Raw genomic sequence first — 14,528 nt, forward strand, 5'->3', positions numbered from 1 at the left:
GGTGGATCAGTTCGTTGGGTTATGTGCTTTAATATCAACGCCGAGCCGTTGCAGGTAGGCGATGATGGCTACGATCTCGCGGTCGCTCCGGATCTTAATATTGTCTTTGGCAAGGCTGGCTGCGATGCTTTGCGACTGCCGGCCGAGATCGGCATTGGCGGTATTTTCATAACCTTTTTCATAGGGTACGCCCAGCTTGCGCATGGCAGTGATCTTCGACCGGGTGGTGGCAGTATCCAGTCGCTGCGTGATCAGCCAGTCGTACGCAGGCATGATGCTGCCGGGCGACATCGTCCGCGGATCGAGCAGGTGATTGAAGTGCCAGGCATCCGAGTATTTTCCGCCTTCGCGGTGAAGGTCGGGGCCGGTACGTTTGGATCCCCAGAGAAACGGGTGATCGTAAACGAACTCGCCGCCTTTGCTGTACTCGCCATAGCGTTCTGTTTCTGAGCGGAACGGGCGGATCATCTGGGAGTGGCAGCCTACGCAGCCTTCGCGGATGTAGAGGTCGCGTCCCTGCAACTCGAGAGGGGTGTAGGGTTTCACGCTGCTGATGGTGGGGATATTGGAGGATACCATGAACGTGGGCATCAGCTCGGCCATGCCACCTGCCAGGATCACGATCAACGCCACGATCATCAATTGAATGGGGCGGCGTTCCAGCACGCGGTGTGTGTCTTTATCGTGTCCCCGGGGAACGAAATCCGCACTTAATGCGGGGGCTTCCGCCGGTTCATTGGCCACCAGCTTACCCGCCTGCATGGTTTTCACCAGGTTATAAGCCATGGTGATCACACCGGTGAGGTACAGCGTTCCGCCGATGGCGCGAAGCACGTGCATAGGAATGACCTGCAGCGTGGTTTCGAGGAAGTTCGGGTATTTTAACAAGCCTTCTGCGGTAAATTCTTTCCACATCAGCCCCTGGGTAAAGCCCGACCAATACATCGGCACGGCGTAGAACAGGATGCCCAGCGTGCCGATCCAGAAATGGAACGAGGCAAGCTTTTTGGAGAACAACGGCGTTTTGTAGATCCGCGGAATGAGCCAGTACAGGATGGCGAAAGTGAGGAACCCGTTCCAGCCCAGCGCACCTACGTGTACGTGCGCCACGATCCAATCAGTATAGTGCGCAATGGCGTTGATCTGTTTTAGCGCCAGCATGGGCCCTTCGAACGTGGCCATACCGTATGCGGTAACGCCTACTACCATGAATTTGAGGATAGGGTCTTCGCGCACTTTGTCCCACGCGCCCCGCAGGGTGAGCAGCCCGTTGATCATCCCGCCCCAGCTGGGGGCGATTAACATGATAGAAAATGCGACCCCCAGCGATTGGGCCCAGGATGGGAGCGAAGTGTACAGTAGGTGGTGTGGTCCTGCCCAGATATAAATGAAAATGAGCGACCAGAAATGCAGGATGCTTAGCTTATAAGAATACACAGGCCGGTTGGCCATTTTTGGCAGGAAGTAGTACATCATACCCAGGTAGGGCGTGGTAAGGAAAAAGGCGACGGCGTTATGCCCGTACCACCATTGTACCAGGGCGTCCTGCACGCCGGCATACCAGTAGTAGCTTTTGAACGCGGAAACGGGCAGCTCGAACGAGTTTACGATATGCAGCACCGCCACGGTTACGAAAGTGGCGATGTAGAACCAGATGGCCACGTACAAATGCCGCTCGCGCCGCTTAAAGATGGTTCCGAACATATTGATGCCGAATACCACCCAGATGAGGGTGATGGCGATGTCGATAGGCCATTCAAGCTCGGCGTATTCGTGCGACGTGGTGAGGCCGAGCGGCAGGGTGATGGCGGCGGCCACGATGATGAGCTGCCAGCCCCAGAAGTGGATCTTGCTGAGCGCATCGCTATACATACGTGCCTTGAGCAGACGCTGGAGCGAATAATACACGCCCATGAAGATCCCGTTGCCCACAAATGCGAAAATAACGGCGTTGGTATGCAGCGGGCGGACGCGCCCGAAGGTGGTGAACTGGTTACCCATGTTCATGCCTGGTTTTACCAGCTGCATGGCCACGAGCAAGCCCACAGTCATTCCGACAATGCCCCAAATAAGGGTGGCAATGCCGAAGTTGCGGACGGTTTTGTTGTCGTAATGGAATTTTTCGAGCATTGGAATTAATCTGTGTTTTCGGGGGTAAAACTATTGCGGCAGCGGCGGGCGGAAATTGACGGGGGTCTGGCTGATTCGTGATCTTCGTCACATTTTTCCTTATCGGGCGCCTCATCCTCAAACAGCATCCTGATCGCCGGAGTCAGCATATCGTCGTGCTGCCCGGTTTTCGACGCCCAGAAGAAAGCGCCCAGAAAAAGGAGCGCTACCAGGAGACTGATGCCTACCAGCGCATAAATAATGGTCATTGCAGCTGGTGTTTACGGGTGAGGCGGCGGGTGGCCAGGTAGCTGAACGTAAGGATGGTCACGGTGCTCAACGGCATCAGCACGGCGGCGGTAAGCGGCGCCAGCGTGCCTTGTACGGCGAAGCAAAGCCCGGCGATATTGTACGATGCCGCTATCACGAAACTCCATTTTACGGTGCGAACCGCGTCTTTTGCCAGCGCCATAAATTGGGGCAGCAGGTGAATGGAATCGCCGTTAATGATGGCGTCGCAGGCCGGGCTGAAGTTGTTGATGTGGTCGCTCACCGCGATGCCGGTATTGCCTTGGCGAAGGGCTCCGGCATCATTAAGGCCATCGCCTACCATCATTACGGTGTGCCCCTGGTCCTGCAGGTTCTTTACATAATCCAGCTTTTGCCGGGGCGATTGCCCTATGCGTATGTTCGCCGGTGCGAACCATTCCTTCAGGCGGTTGGATTCAAGGTGGGAATCGCCGGAAAGCAGGTGTAACATACAGGTCTCTTTCAGCCGGCTGATCAGTGCTGCCAGGAAGTTGCGGTATTTCATCCGGATGGCGAAATGGCCCATGATCACGCCTTCGATCTTTACGTACACGGTGGGTGTCTTTTCACGGCAGCTGCCGGCGCTTACCATAGCGGCATTGCCGATCACGATGTGGTTGCCTTTTACCATGCCCGAAACCCCCATGCCCGGGACCTCCATAAAGTAATCGGTATCAAGGTATTCCATGGTACCGAACCATTTAACCAGCTCGCGGCTTAGCGGGTGGTTTGAGTTGCGGGCGAGAGAGGCCACCATCACTTTCTCTTCGGCAGAAAGATAACCCTTAAAGTCGGGGTCGAAGCGATTGGGGGCCGTTAAGGTGCCTGTTTTGTCAAACACCACGGTATCGGTTTTTGCCAGCGATTCAACCACTTCCGTGTTACGGAGGTAAAACTTATGTTTGTCGAACACGGTAAGGATCGCCGAAAGGATAAATGGCGAGCTGAGCGATAATACACAGGGACATGCCACGATCAGCACCGCGGTAAACGCTTGCCAGGCGCGGGAACCGTCGTGTTGAAACAGCCAGAACACCGCAGACCCTGCCGCGATGCCAAGCGCTGCGGCGCCAAAATATTGCGCGATGGAATCGTTAAAGGTTTGGATGCGGCTTTCCCCGGAAGAAAAGATCTCGTTATTCCATAAGCTGGTGAGGTAGCTTTGTGAAACGCGCTTCACTACCTCCAGCTCAAGCGCTTCGCCCTGTTGCCTGCCGCCGGCGTACACCGGATCGCCGGCAGATTTGTATACCAGCGACGATTCGCCGGTTACGAAGCTGAAATCGATATAAGCCTGCCCCTTTAGCAGGACCGAATCCGCCGGAATGATCTCGTTGTTGCGCACCAGGATACGGTCGCCGGCTGCCAGGTCTTCGGTCATCACCGTCTTCTCCCGGTCATTTTCCAGTACGGTAACCGCCATCGGGAAATACGAGCGGTAATCGCGCTGGAAGGAGAAGTGCTGGTAGGCACGTTGTTTTACCCAACGCCCCATCAGCAGCAGGAACACCAGGCCGGTAAGCGTATCGCTGAACCCGGCGCCGGTATGGGTGAAGATCTCGTACGCGGTGCGCATGAACAGCACGGCAATGATGAGCGCAAGGGGTGCGTCGAGGTTTACAAAGCGCTTCTTCAGCCCGCCGATGGCGGAAATGAAAAACTCGCGCGCGCAATAAAAGGTAACGGGAATGGTCAATGCAAGGTTGAGCCAGCCGAATAATTGCCTGAAATGGATCTCGGAACCCGGCAGCCCGAAATATTCCGGGAAGCTGAACAGCATCACATTGCCCATGCAAAAGCCCGCTACCGCGATGCGGCGCACCAGGCTGCTTACCGACCTGGTTTTAACCTCCCGGCTTTCGTCTTTCGCGGTAATTAACGGCTCATATCCCAGGCTGGTGATCAGCTCTACCAGTTTGCGCAGGGAGATATCCTGCTGGTGGAAGGTAATGCAAACCTGTTTCTTTAAGAAGTCGATGCGCGAATGGATCACCCCCTTGTGTGCTTTGTGCAGGTGCTCCAACAGCCAGATACAGGAGCTGCAATGAACGGCCGGGATATAAAAAGTAACTACCGTGGTATGTTGGTCCGTATAGTCTGCCAGTTGGCTGATCACTTTGGGCTCGTCGAGGTAAGCGGTCTGCTTGTCGGCGCCGGAAACGGTTTGCCCTGGCGCATCATTGTACCGGTAATAACTGCAGAGGTCGTTTTCGGCAAGCACGCTGTATACGCCCTGGCAGCCGGCACAGCAAAACTGCTTATCGTCCAGCCTATACGGCTTTGGCGGAAGTTCCTGGCCGCAATGGTAACAACGCTCAACCTGGAGCGTGATCTTTTTCATGCAGGATCACGCTGCGGTAAGCAAGGTAAAACCGATCATGCCGGCATGCATGACCAGGCTCAAAAAGAACAGGAATATGGTGGTGCGGGTTAACGCGCCGCTCATGTTTGCCACAATGTTCGCAAAGAACAGGCCCATGCTTGCGCCGAGGAACAGCATCACCGGTCCGCCCATCGAATAAATGAGGAGAAAGGATAATGGTACCAGGAAACAGCTATGCGCCAATAGCGAAACCAGCCACCAGGCGGCATGGTAAGGTTGCTGCGCATCCGCATAGGCGAGATAACGCCTGTAGCTGTTAGGTGCAGAAGAGGTTATTTGAACCGGACTGTGTCCCCAGGTGGTGTGGGGAATTGTTTTTAACGTCGCCATCGTATTAAATATTAATTTGATGACACAAAGTTGCCGGGTTACGGGATCTGCAACCATGTTCACCATCAGGATGAAATATGATCTCCGTCACTTTTTAAGCGCCCTTTGTTCCGTTGCTTTGTGCATACTCACATCATATGCACCATACATTTCATATCCCTGTTTTAGGTTTAGGTTATTCCATAGATACACCGCTCAAGGTTGCCCGTTACGGTATTTCGTCCGTGGTTTCGATCGTCGACGATGAGCTTACCGAACGGATGCGCGCGTTCCATTGCCGGGAGAACGGACGTGAATACGTGGCTATTAAAAAGTCTGACAACGATTCGCGCGCCCGCCGTATCACCGCGTACCTGGACCTGCTTCGCGACCTGGTAAACGGGCAGTTCATGGCATTGAAGCAGGAACCTTTCTTAACAGGCTCCGATATCTGCAAATACTTTGAGCTGCTTCCCGAAAGCTCGGCCCTTAAATATCGTTACAACCGGATGCTGAACGTGCGGGATCGCGTGGAGCGGCACCGTTTACAGCGGCAGCTGAGGCGCGATATGGTGCCGGGCGCCATCGACGTAAATATCATGGCGAAAGTCGACAAAGCCAATCCTGGCGCACATGCCGGGTTCCCGGCAACGGAGAATACCGATGCGCTGGCTGCCTTGCGGGGTTTTGCCGGCAGCAGCCTGCAATCGTCGGTAGTGGTATCGGCCGGGCTGAATACGCGGCTTTATAGCTATTTTGAAAGCTTCGTGGATTTTTACCCGGATGAGCATGGCCGGTTTAAAAAGAAGATCATTCTTAAAGTAAGCGACTTCCGGTCGGCCGCTATCCAGGCGAAGATGCTCGCCAAGCGCGGTCTTTGGGTATCGGAGTTCAGGATCGAGAGCGGCCTGAACTGCGGGGGACACGCATTTGCCACGGATGGATTGCTGCTGGGCCCGATCCTCGAGGAGTTTAAGCAGCAGCGGTCCGCACTGAGAGCAGAACTGTTCGGCATCTGCCGGCAAGCGTTGGCAGGTAAACAAATTGCTGCCGGCGTAATACCCCCGCAACGCGTGACCGCGCAAGGCGGCATCGGCACTGCCCGCGAACACGCCTTTCTCCTGGATTATTACCAGCTCGACGGAACAGGATGGGGCAGCCCGTTCCTGCTGGTTCCGGAAGCCACTAACGTGGACGCCGAAACGCTGCATAACCTCGGGCAGGCAACGGAGCGCGATTTTTACCTGAGTAACTCATCGCCATTAGGCGTTTTATTCAATAACTTCAGGAAATCGACGGCCGAAGCGCAACGATTACAACGGATAGAAGCGGGGCGCCCGGGGAGCCCGTGTACCAAGAAGTTTTTATGCAGCAATACCGAGTTTACGGAAGCGCCTATTTGTACCGCGTCCCGCGAATACCAGTACCTGAAGATTAACGAGCTGAATGAACAACAAGGTCTTTCTGAAGCGGAGTTTGCTGCCCGCTTAAGTAGCATTACCGAAAAGGTATGCCTCTGCGAAGGCCTTTGTGCGTCGGCCTACCTGGTAAACGGTATCCTCAAACCCAAAGAAAGCGAAGCGGTGAGTATATGCCCGGGACCAAACCTGGCATATTTCTCCTCCAGTTATACACTTAAAGAGATGGTGGGGCATATTTATGGCAGGCTCGATTTGTTGAAAGACATTGGCCGTGCCCATGTGTTTATTAACGAGCTTAACCTGTATGTAAACTACCTGAAGCAGGACCTGCTGAATACCGTACAGGTCCTGGACGACAAAAGGAAGAAACATTACGACAACTTTATGAAGCAGCTGGCCGGCGGCATCGCTTATTATGGCAGCCTTTTTCTTTCGATAGAGGCCGGTGCGGCGGCACAGGCACAGCTTGCACAGGCAGAAGCGGAGCTGTCAGCGCTCAGGTTATCGGATTTATGGGCACTGGCATGAAATTGAACAAGGCAGGCGAACGGGTCTCCCGGGAGCTAGGGTTCTGGCTGCGATGGCTGGTAACCACCGCTGTGCTGGTACCCTGCGGAATTGCCGTGCTGCTGTTCCGCGGAGGTAATTACCTGTTGTCGGCTATTTTCGGCAAGTGATAAGGGATGAATCGTAAAACTTGAGGAAATATATTTATCAGCTGAAAGCGGCGACAAAGGACCCGGAGTTTATGCAGGGGCGATTGCAAATCAGCCGATGCGCTATATGGACTTGTACCTACGTTATTTCCCTGGATAAAACCGGGCGCAACCTGATTACGCCATACATAGCAACAAAAATCTCATTCTTTCATAACGGTAAAATTTAGTAAGTAATTGATTTTGGGTTGGTTATTACTATGCTTTTACTGTTATTCTAATTTAATGTTGCAGGAATTTCCAATAGAACCGGGTCAGTCATATAACTTGTGGAAGTATTGACTTGTTAGCCGGAAGCAGAAAGGTTAATCTAGTCTTTCTAACTTGCCACGGCCTGTAAGCTGTACCGGTATTTTTTCCCTTCCTGTACCGATGCTACGCGCCCGTTTTTTTTAAATACGAAAAGCGTATTGATCACGGCGTTTTCGACCCGTTGCGGTTCCGCGCCGGCATGCAAAGCCTGGGCAGAAGATATAATGTCGTTAATATAGGCCGGCCCGAGCGACAGCATCGCCAGGATGTTATCTTCTAATCCCGTAAGGGGTACCGGCGGAGCGGAGATTTCCCCGACCCCCGGTTGGGCTGTCATCTTTACCTGCTTTTGTTTTTTTCGTTTTAACGGCTTCTTTTTTAATGTCTTTAATGCCGCCGGTTTTGGAGCAGCGGGTGCAATACCCGTAAAATACTCGGTGACTAACCGGATCCTGCTGATTTCGTCTAACAGGGCTGCTATCTTACTTTCGAGGAAAGTAATTACATCGTGTTCTGTAATCGTTGCCATAGGCGTGTGTGTGTAATGCAAAAATAGAAATAGCTGTCTAAACGACAAATCATTCGTTTTGATGTGCTATTTTTTTACACACAATGCGATCCTTATACCGTTCCACCCATCAGCGGATCGGAAATGCCGGTTTCGCCGGTTTCTATGCGTCCGGCGAAACGGTATTCAAAATCGGGTGCGCCGGGGATCCGTACGCTGATGTCGTACCAGCGGTTGCTGCCTACGAGGTTAACGGCCATGGGGATCCATTTCTGCGCTGATTTACCGGCGGCAAGGATCGTTTGTTTTTTAGTTCCAGCACCGTAGCTGTTATCGGTAAGTTCCACGGCCACCGGCGTGCGGCCGCTGTTGAGGAAGCGAAGCTCGAGATTGCCGCTCAATTTGTTCGGGCTCATCCGGGTGCGCTGGTATTCGCATGAAATTGTTAACGGCGGATCGTTCACTGTACCCTGGAACATCCGGTAGAAGCCGTTAGGGCCATACACTTCGAGGTGATAATGCCCGGCAATGTCAAAGTCCCAGCTGTCTGCCAGGGTGCTGCCGGGGTTGAGCGCATAATTCCTGGGTGTTTCCTGCTGGCCGTATACCAGGAATGGGGATCCGGCGCTACGGGCGCCAAATACTTCCGTCTTCGCCGAAAAGGCGATAGAGAACTGTTTCTTTCCCGGTTGCGCGGCCCCATCCGCATACAACTGGTAGGGGATAGCGGTCGAAGTACGGGTACCCTTTTCCTGTGCGGGAAGCATTCCGGCACGTGCTGATGACGCGTCTGCGGCGCTGAGCTTACGGTATCCCATGGGATCCTGTTTAAACTGCGCACTGTGTATCTGCCGGATCAAGGGTTCCCTGGCCTGGAATTCGGGCAGGGCGATCTTTTCGCCGTTGTAGGGACGAAATACCGAGGTGAGGTCGCCGCATACCGCTCTCCGCCAGGCGGAAATATTCGGCTCGTGGACTTTCTTCCCGGTTTTATGGCCCAGGAATTTCTCCATGAACTGCAGGATAGAGGTATGGTCGAATACCTGTGAGCATACGGCGCCGCCACGGCTCCATGGCGAGGCGATCACCAATGGAACACGGTAGCCGAGACCGATAGGGCTCTCGCGCAGGTCCCTCGATTCCTTCCCGGGATTGGCACTGCGGTCCTGGGAGAGGGTGACAAATTCCACTGAACTGTCGATGCCAGGCGAAACCATTCCCGTTTTTGGACGGGCCGGATCCGGGGCTACGAAAGGCGGAACATGATCGAAGTAGCCGTCATTCTCGTCGTAACAAAGAATAAAGATAGTTTTCTTCCATACTTCAGGGTTGCTGGTGAGGATGTCCATCATCTCCGAAACGTACCACGACCCGTACCATGGCGCTCCCGGGTGGTCGGAAAAGTTTTCGGGGGCTACCACCCAGGAAATTGTGGGTAGCTTGCCTTCTTTTACGTCGCCCCTGAATTGGTGCAGCGTATCGCCTTTCGGTACGGTGAGACTTCGCGATGTTCCCGCATCGTTATAACCGATGGTGGTGAGGTCGCGGTAGGCCGGGTCGTTCCTGTTGGTGGTAAAAGCCTTTTGGTGGAGGTTTTGATGATGGCGGCTTAGTTTATCGAAGTTGGCGGCCGTCCACTTCGGGCGTTCCTGGTTCACCAGGGCGAGCATAGATCGCTTCTTCCCAAGTTGCGAGGCATGGATGATGGCTTCTTTACTGCCAGCGGGAAAGGTGCCCGATTTTGCTTCCATACCTGCGATCTCAAGCGGCAGCGTTGCCGTTAATTTGTCAAGATAGGCCCGGTGGGTTTCAGAGAACCTGACGTTAAACTGCGTGAACCATTCGATGGGATTATCGGTAAAGTTTGACAGCCAGGCGTCTTCGTCGCCCTCGAGACCGGTGGGCAGGCTGATCTCGTTCTGGTAGATCTTCCAGGAAACGCCGAGTTCTTCGAGCCGCTCGGGGAAAGTTGTCCAGTGCACTTCTTTAGCATAATCTACATTTTCGTTGCGCACCATGGCCGGTGCACTTGCGTGTGGCTCGGGACGTACGGTACCTGTCCACAGGTACAGGCGGTTGGGCGTGGTCCCGGTGAGAGAGGAGCAGAAATTCTGGTCGCAAACGGTAAATGCGTCTGCCAGCGAGTAGTAAAACGGCAGGTCTTCGCGGTTGTAATAACCGAGGGTTAGCGGGGCATGTTCGAGCCCTTTCCGGCCCGACGGCTTTGCGTCCAGCCAGCGGTCATATTTTCCGTCATTGCGGGCATCCACCTGGTTTGTCCACGAATGTGGAAGCGAACCAAGCCAGGTAGACCGCGTTTCTTTTATGTTAAGGCGGAACGGGGCGTAAGTATCGCCGTTCTTATTTTTCTGGAGCCAAACCGGGTCGCCGTCGGGCAGGCGTATAGTGCGGGGATCGTTAAAGCCACGCACGCCTTTTAGTGACCCGTAGCAATGATCGAACGAACGGTTCTCCTGCATAAGCACCACGATGTGCTCCGCATCCAGGTACGTGGTGCCTGCGGCGGGATCTATGGCCATGGCCCGGGCGATAGAGTCGGGCAACAAGGCCGATAAGCCGGCAGCGCCGGAAAGCAAAGCCGCTTTTTTGATAAATTCTCTGCGATTATCCATGTGGTTTCGGTTATTGGCGGATGGCAAATTCACCGCGATCATACCTAAAGCGTGTATCTTTAATGGCAAGGAAAAGTTAAGGATTTTATTTAAGCATAGCCATTCCCGTAATATGAACTTAATATTTCGATAACCTGCTCCCGGTATCTTTGTCCGTTTACACACGCATACCAATCATGAAATTTAACGCCCTTATCTTTTCCATTTTATTGGCCGGATCGGCGCCGCCCGTCGCGCGTGCGCAGAATAAGCCGGAGCCGCCGGTAAACCGGATCATCAGGCTGCTGGAAGACCCTAAAAGCGACCAGGTGCTGGTGGCGGCACACCGCGGCGATTGGCATAATTTCCCCGAGAATTCCCTGGAGGGGATCCTGAGCGCCGTAAAAATGGGTGTTGATATTGTAGAGATCGACCTCCAGATGACCAGCGACGGGCACCTGGTATTGATGCATGATAAAACCGTAGACCGCGTTACCACCGCTAAGGGTCCGGTAAGCAGCTTTACGCTCGATTCGCTGAGAAAGCTCGGGCTCAAAAATGGTCTTGGGCGGGTTACCCGATTCAGGATCCCTACCCTCGAAGAAGTGATGACGGCCGTAAAAGGCAAAGTACTGGTTAACCTGGATAAGGGTTACGATTTTATCGGAGCTTCACAGCGAGTGCTTCAAAAGACCGGTACGCTTAACCAGGCGATCGCCAAGTCGGAGAACCAATTAAACAAGGTACTCGCCGACAACAGCATAGCCACGCTGCGCCAGCTTCACTATATGCCCATCGTAAACCTCGAAAAACCGGACGCTGCCCGGGTGATCGGGGATTTCCAGCAGGAATTTAAGCCCGTCGGTTTTGAGCTGAACTTTGCATCTGATACTTCCGCCATGCTCAATAAGTTCCGGCTTATACGCGGCAGGGGCTCGCGTGTATGGGTTAACTCGTTGTGGACCAGCCTAAACGGCGGACATGAAGACGATCGCGCGGTTAGCGGCGACCTTGCCGGCAGCTATGACTGGATCATCGCCCGGGGAGCCACGATCATACAAACGGACCGGCCGGAGTTTTTACTGGCATATTTGAGAAAGCGCGGCTTACACAAATAGGAGCGACCACGTAGTCGATAGCATTTACGTGGGTTAACAATATCATAATTTATTATTCCCGGTGGCATCATCTTCCGGGGAGATCTTTGCGGCTAATTCCAGGACCATTTTTAGTTAACCAGATGCATCAAAATAAAGTCGCCGGGCGCCCAAAGGGATTAAAGCGGGCTGGTATTGCGGTCGTATTATTTATCGCGGCTTTCAGCGCAACCGCACAGGATCGCGTTTATACCGTTCAGCAAGCACATTCACACAATGATTATGAAGGAAACATCCCCTTTTTAAGAGCTTACAAAAAAGGTTTCGGGTCTATAGAAGCCGATGTTTTCCCGCTTAATAACACCCTGGTGGTGGCGCATAGCCGCGAGGGCATCGACCCGTCGCGGACTTTACGATCCCTCTATCTCGAGCCGCTTTTGCGGGAGCTTACGCTCGATACCGCGCGCAGGGTGAGCCTGCTGGTAGACATCAAGCAGGATTACAGTACCTCGTTAAACCTGCTGGTGAATGAACTGAAGCCGCTGGATAAATTGCTTTCCGCGAAGCGCTTACAGATCGTCATCAGCGGAAGCCGTCCCGGTCCGGCAGAGTTTCATAAATACCCGGCAATCCTCTCGTTCGATGATGACCAGAGCCAGCCCGGCACGCCCGAACAATGGGAGCGGGTTGGGCTGGTGAGCCTCCCTTTTACGCGGTTTTCGGTATGGAACGGCAAGGGACGGATCGTTAGCGAGGAAGCCGTCCGTTTAAAAAAGACGATCGACAGCGTACATACTGCCGGGAAGAAGATTCGTTTTTGGGGCGCGCCCGATGGACCGACCGCCTGGATGGCCCTGATGGAACTGGACGTCGACCTGATCGGCACCGACCAGGTAGAGGCGCTTGGCACGTTCCTGGAAAAGTACGGCGCAAGCAACTACCGCACGGGCGAGCGTTATGCCGTTTACCGTCCGGATTATAAGAGTGACGGTGCAAAACGGAAAGTAAAGAACATTATTCTTTGTATTGGCGACGGGATGGGTATCACGCAACTCTATTCGGCATACACCAGCAATGGCGGGCAGCTGAATATTTTTAACATGACCAATACCGGCTTCTCGATAACCAACGCCGCAGATGCTTATTGTACGGATTCCGCGGCAGGCGCTACCGCGATGGCCACCGGCGAGAAAACGAATAACCGTGCCATCGGCGTCGATCCGCAAAATAAGCCGCTAAGGTCATTGCTGGATTACAGCATGGAAGCGGGAAAAAAAAGCGCCCTTATTGCCGTTTGCGATATTACCGATGCAACACCGGCGGCTTTCTACGCCCATGTGAAGGACCGGTCGCAGGCGGCAGACATCGCCCGGGATATGGCTACGATAAAAGCGGACATCGTGCTAGGCTCGGGACTGAGCCATTTCGCGAGCCAGCCCAAGCCCGGTGCTTCACTGGAAAAACTTGCGGATCGCGGGTACCAGGTGGTGAATAGCTTCCCCGCGTTCTTATCCGCTTCTGCGCCCAGGATTGCCGCAATTCTCCCCGAGGAGGAAACACGGCCGGTGATAGAGGGGCGCGGTCCGTTCCTGCGGGAAGCCCTGGAAAAGGTGACCGGCGCGTTCGCGGGTCACAATAACGGCTTTTTCGTGATGATGGAGGGTTCGCAGATCGACCATGGCGGACATAACAATAACCTGCGCCAGGTAATTACCGAGAACCGCGATTTCGACCAGGCGGTGGGAGAGGCGCTGCGCTTCGCCGACCAGGACGGGGAAACCCTGGTGATCGTTACCGCCGACCATGAAACGGGCGGTTTGACGCTGTTGGACGGCGACTTTAAAAGCGGATCGGTGAACGCCAATTTCAGCACCAACGACCACACGGGAACTCCTGTACCGGTGTTTGCGTACGGCCCTAATTCAGACCTGTTCCGGGGCGTTTACCCTAACAACGAGATCTTTCACAAAATCCTTAAGTTAATGGGCGGGCGATAGAGGCATTGCCGCCTGATTCACTATCTTGTAGCATGAAAGAATATGCCCTGGTAACCGGCGCCGGCAGAGGGATCGGGAAATGCATCGCACAGGTACTGGCCGAAGCCGGCTATCACCTGCTGTTGGTTTCGAGGACAGAGACAGACCTGCAGGAGCTCGGCAGCGATCTTACTGCGAAGTATGGCGTGGAGGCGCACTATTTTGCCGCTGACCTGACGGCTGACGGCGTTCCAAAACAGGTTTCGGAATGGTGCCTTTCCCGCCAGGTCCCTATTGCCATATTGGTAAATAACGCTGGTTACGGCCTGGCCGGCGATTTCGCGGAAGCGGATCTTGCCGGCCAGCTGAATATGCTCCGGCTAAATATCGACGCGCTGGTGATACTGAGCCATCACCTGCTGCCCGAGCTTAAAAAACAGCGGCAGGGATATATCCTCAATGTTGGCAGCACTGCGGCCTACCAGGCGGTGCCGGGGCTGGCGGCTTATTCGGCTACGAAATCGTTCGTGCTTTCTTTTAGCCGTGCGCTGCGGTATGAGCTGAAAAATACGGCTGTTTCTGTAAGCTGTCTTTGTCCGGGCCCCACCGACACCGACTTTGTAAAGCGCGCAGGCATTGACGCCCTGGCTGAGGTTGCCGCCCGCTTTAACATGCCGCCCCTCGATGTAGCAAGGACCGGCATAAAAGGGATGTTCCGCAAAAAGGCGGAGATCGTGCCCGGGCTTACCAACCGATTGGTAGCGTATGCCACCCGTATTGTTCCAAAATTTATCGTGGAGGAGGTTGCCGGGAGGATGTACAAACGGTAGCGTGCC

11 protein-coding genes are annotated in these 14,528 nt (G+C 54.1%); 5 read left to right on the plus strand and 6 right to left on the minus strand.

From position 1 onward, the window contains the following. Positions 1–6: 6 nt before the first annotated feature. From ccoN to GS398_RS15705, 4 genes are read right to left on the minus strand one after another with little or no spacing between them, the layout of a single operon-like run. A complete protein-coding gene (gene ccoN, locus GS398_RS15690; RefSeq protein WP_160907722.1) occupies positions 7–2,130 on the minus strand; it encodes a cytochrome-c oxidase, cbb3-type subunit I in 2,124 nt (707 codons plus the stop codon). A 5-nt stretch (positions 2,131–2,135) separates the two neighbouring features. Continuing rightward, positions 2,136–2,378 (minus strand): cbb3-type cytochrome oxidase assembly protein CcoS, encoded by a 243-nt coding sequence (gene ccoS / locus GS398_RS15695; protein WP_160907723.1) that lies wholly within the window; start codon positions 2,376–2,378, stop codon positions 2,136–2,138. Continuing rightward, the gene (locus GS398_RS15700) at positions 2,375–4,759 is read right to left on the minus strand and encodes a heavy metal translocating P-type ATPase (protein WP_160907724.1); all 2,385 of its coding nucleotides are present in this window, start codon (positions 4,757–4,759) and stop codon (positions 2,375–2,377) included. Before GS398_RS15700 ends, ccoS begins: the two co-directional genes overlap by 4 nt. A gap of 6 nt (positions 4,760–4,765) precedes the next feature. Then, positions 4,766–5,131: a hypothetical protein gene (locus tag GS398_RS15705; RefSeq protein WP_160907725.1), complete on the minus strand. Its 366-nt coding sequence runs from the start codon at positions 5,129–5,131 to the stop codon at positions 4,766–4,768. A gap of 137 nt (positions 5,132–5,268) precedes the next feature. Here GS398_RS15705 and GS398_RS15710 point away from each other — a divergent pair, with 137 nt between their 5' ends. Both GS398_RS15710 and GS398_RS15715 read left to right on the plus strand, forming a co-directional pair. Then, the gene (locus GS398_RS15710; protein ID WP_160907726.1) at positions 5,269–7,059 is read left to right on the plus strand and encodes a hypothetical protein; all 1,791 of its coding nucleotides are present in this window, start codon (positions 5,269–5,271) and stop codon (positions 7,057–7,059) included. After that, positions 7,056–7,208, plus strand: coding sequence for a hypothetical protein (locus GS398_RS15715; RefSeq protein WP_160907727.1), 153 nt, complete (start codon positions 7,056–7,058; stop codon positions 7,206–7,208). Before GS398_RS15710 ends, GS398_RS15715 begins: the two co-directional genes overlap by 4 nt. 358 nt (positions 7,209–7,566) lie before the next feature. Here GS398_RS15715 and GS398_RS15720 read toward each other — a convergent pair whose 3' ends face one another. Beyond that, positions 7,567–8,028 carry a hypothetical protein gene (locus tag GS398_RS15720; RefSeq protein WP_160907728.1) on the minus strand — a complete coding sequence of 154 codons (462 nt, stop codon included), beginning with the start codon at positions 8,026–8,028 and terminating at the stop codon, positions 7,567–7,569. A 92-nt stretch (positions 8,029–8,120) separates the two neighbouring features. Beyond that, positions 8,121–10,640: a phosphocholine-specific phospholipase C gene (locus tag GS398_RS15725; protein ID WP_160907729.1), complete on the minus strand. Its 2,520-nt coding sequence runs from the start codon at positions 10,638–10,640 to the stop codon at positions 8,121–8,123. Between the two features lie 176 nt (positions 10,641–10,816). Here GS398_RS15725 and GS398_RS15730 point away from each other — a divergent pair, with 176 nt between their 5' ends. The 3 genes from GS398_RS15730 (at position 10,817) to GS398_RS15740 (ending at position 14,522) form a co-directional block, all read left to right on the plus strand. Beyond that, positions 10,817–11,737, plus strand: a complete 921-nt coding sequence (locus GS398_RS15730; protein WP_160907730.1) for a glycerophosphodiester phosphodiesterase family protein — start codon at positions 10,817–10,819, stop codon at positions 11,735–11,737. Positions 11,738–11,859: 122 nt separating this feature from the next. Further along, positions 11,860–13,713 carry an alkaline phosphatase gene (locus GS398_RS15735; RefSeq protein ID WP_160907731.1) on the plus strand — a complete coding sequence of 618 codons (1,854 nt, stop codon included), beginning with the start codon at positions 11,860–11,862 and terminating at the stop codon, positions 13,711–13,713. Between the two features lie 32 nt (positions 13,714–13,745). Continuing rightward, the gene (locus GS398_RS15740; RefSeq protein ID WP_160907732.1) at positions 13,746–14,522 is read left to right on the plus strand and encodes an SDR family NAD(P)-dependent oxidoreductase; all 777 of its coding nucleotides are present in this window, start codon (positions 13,746–13,748) and stop codon (positions 14,520–14,522) included. Positions 14,523–14,528 lie beyond the last annotated feature (6 nt).

It is taken from the genome of Hufsiella ginkgonis, assembly GCF_009834915.1.
Lineage (GTDB): Bacteria > Bacteroidota > Bacteroidia > Sphingobacteriales > Sphingobacteriaceae > Hufsiella > Hufsiella ginkgonis.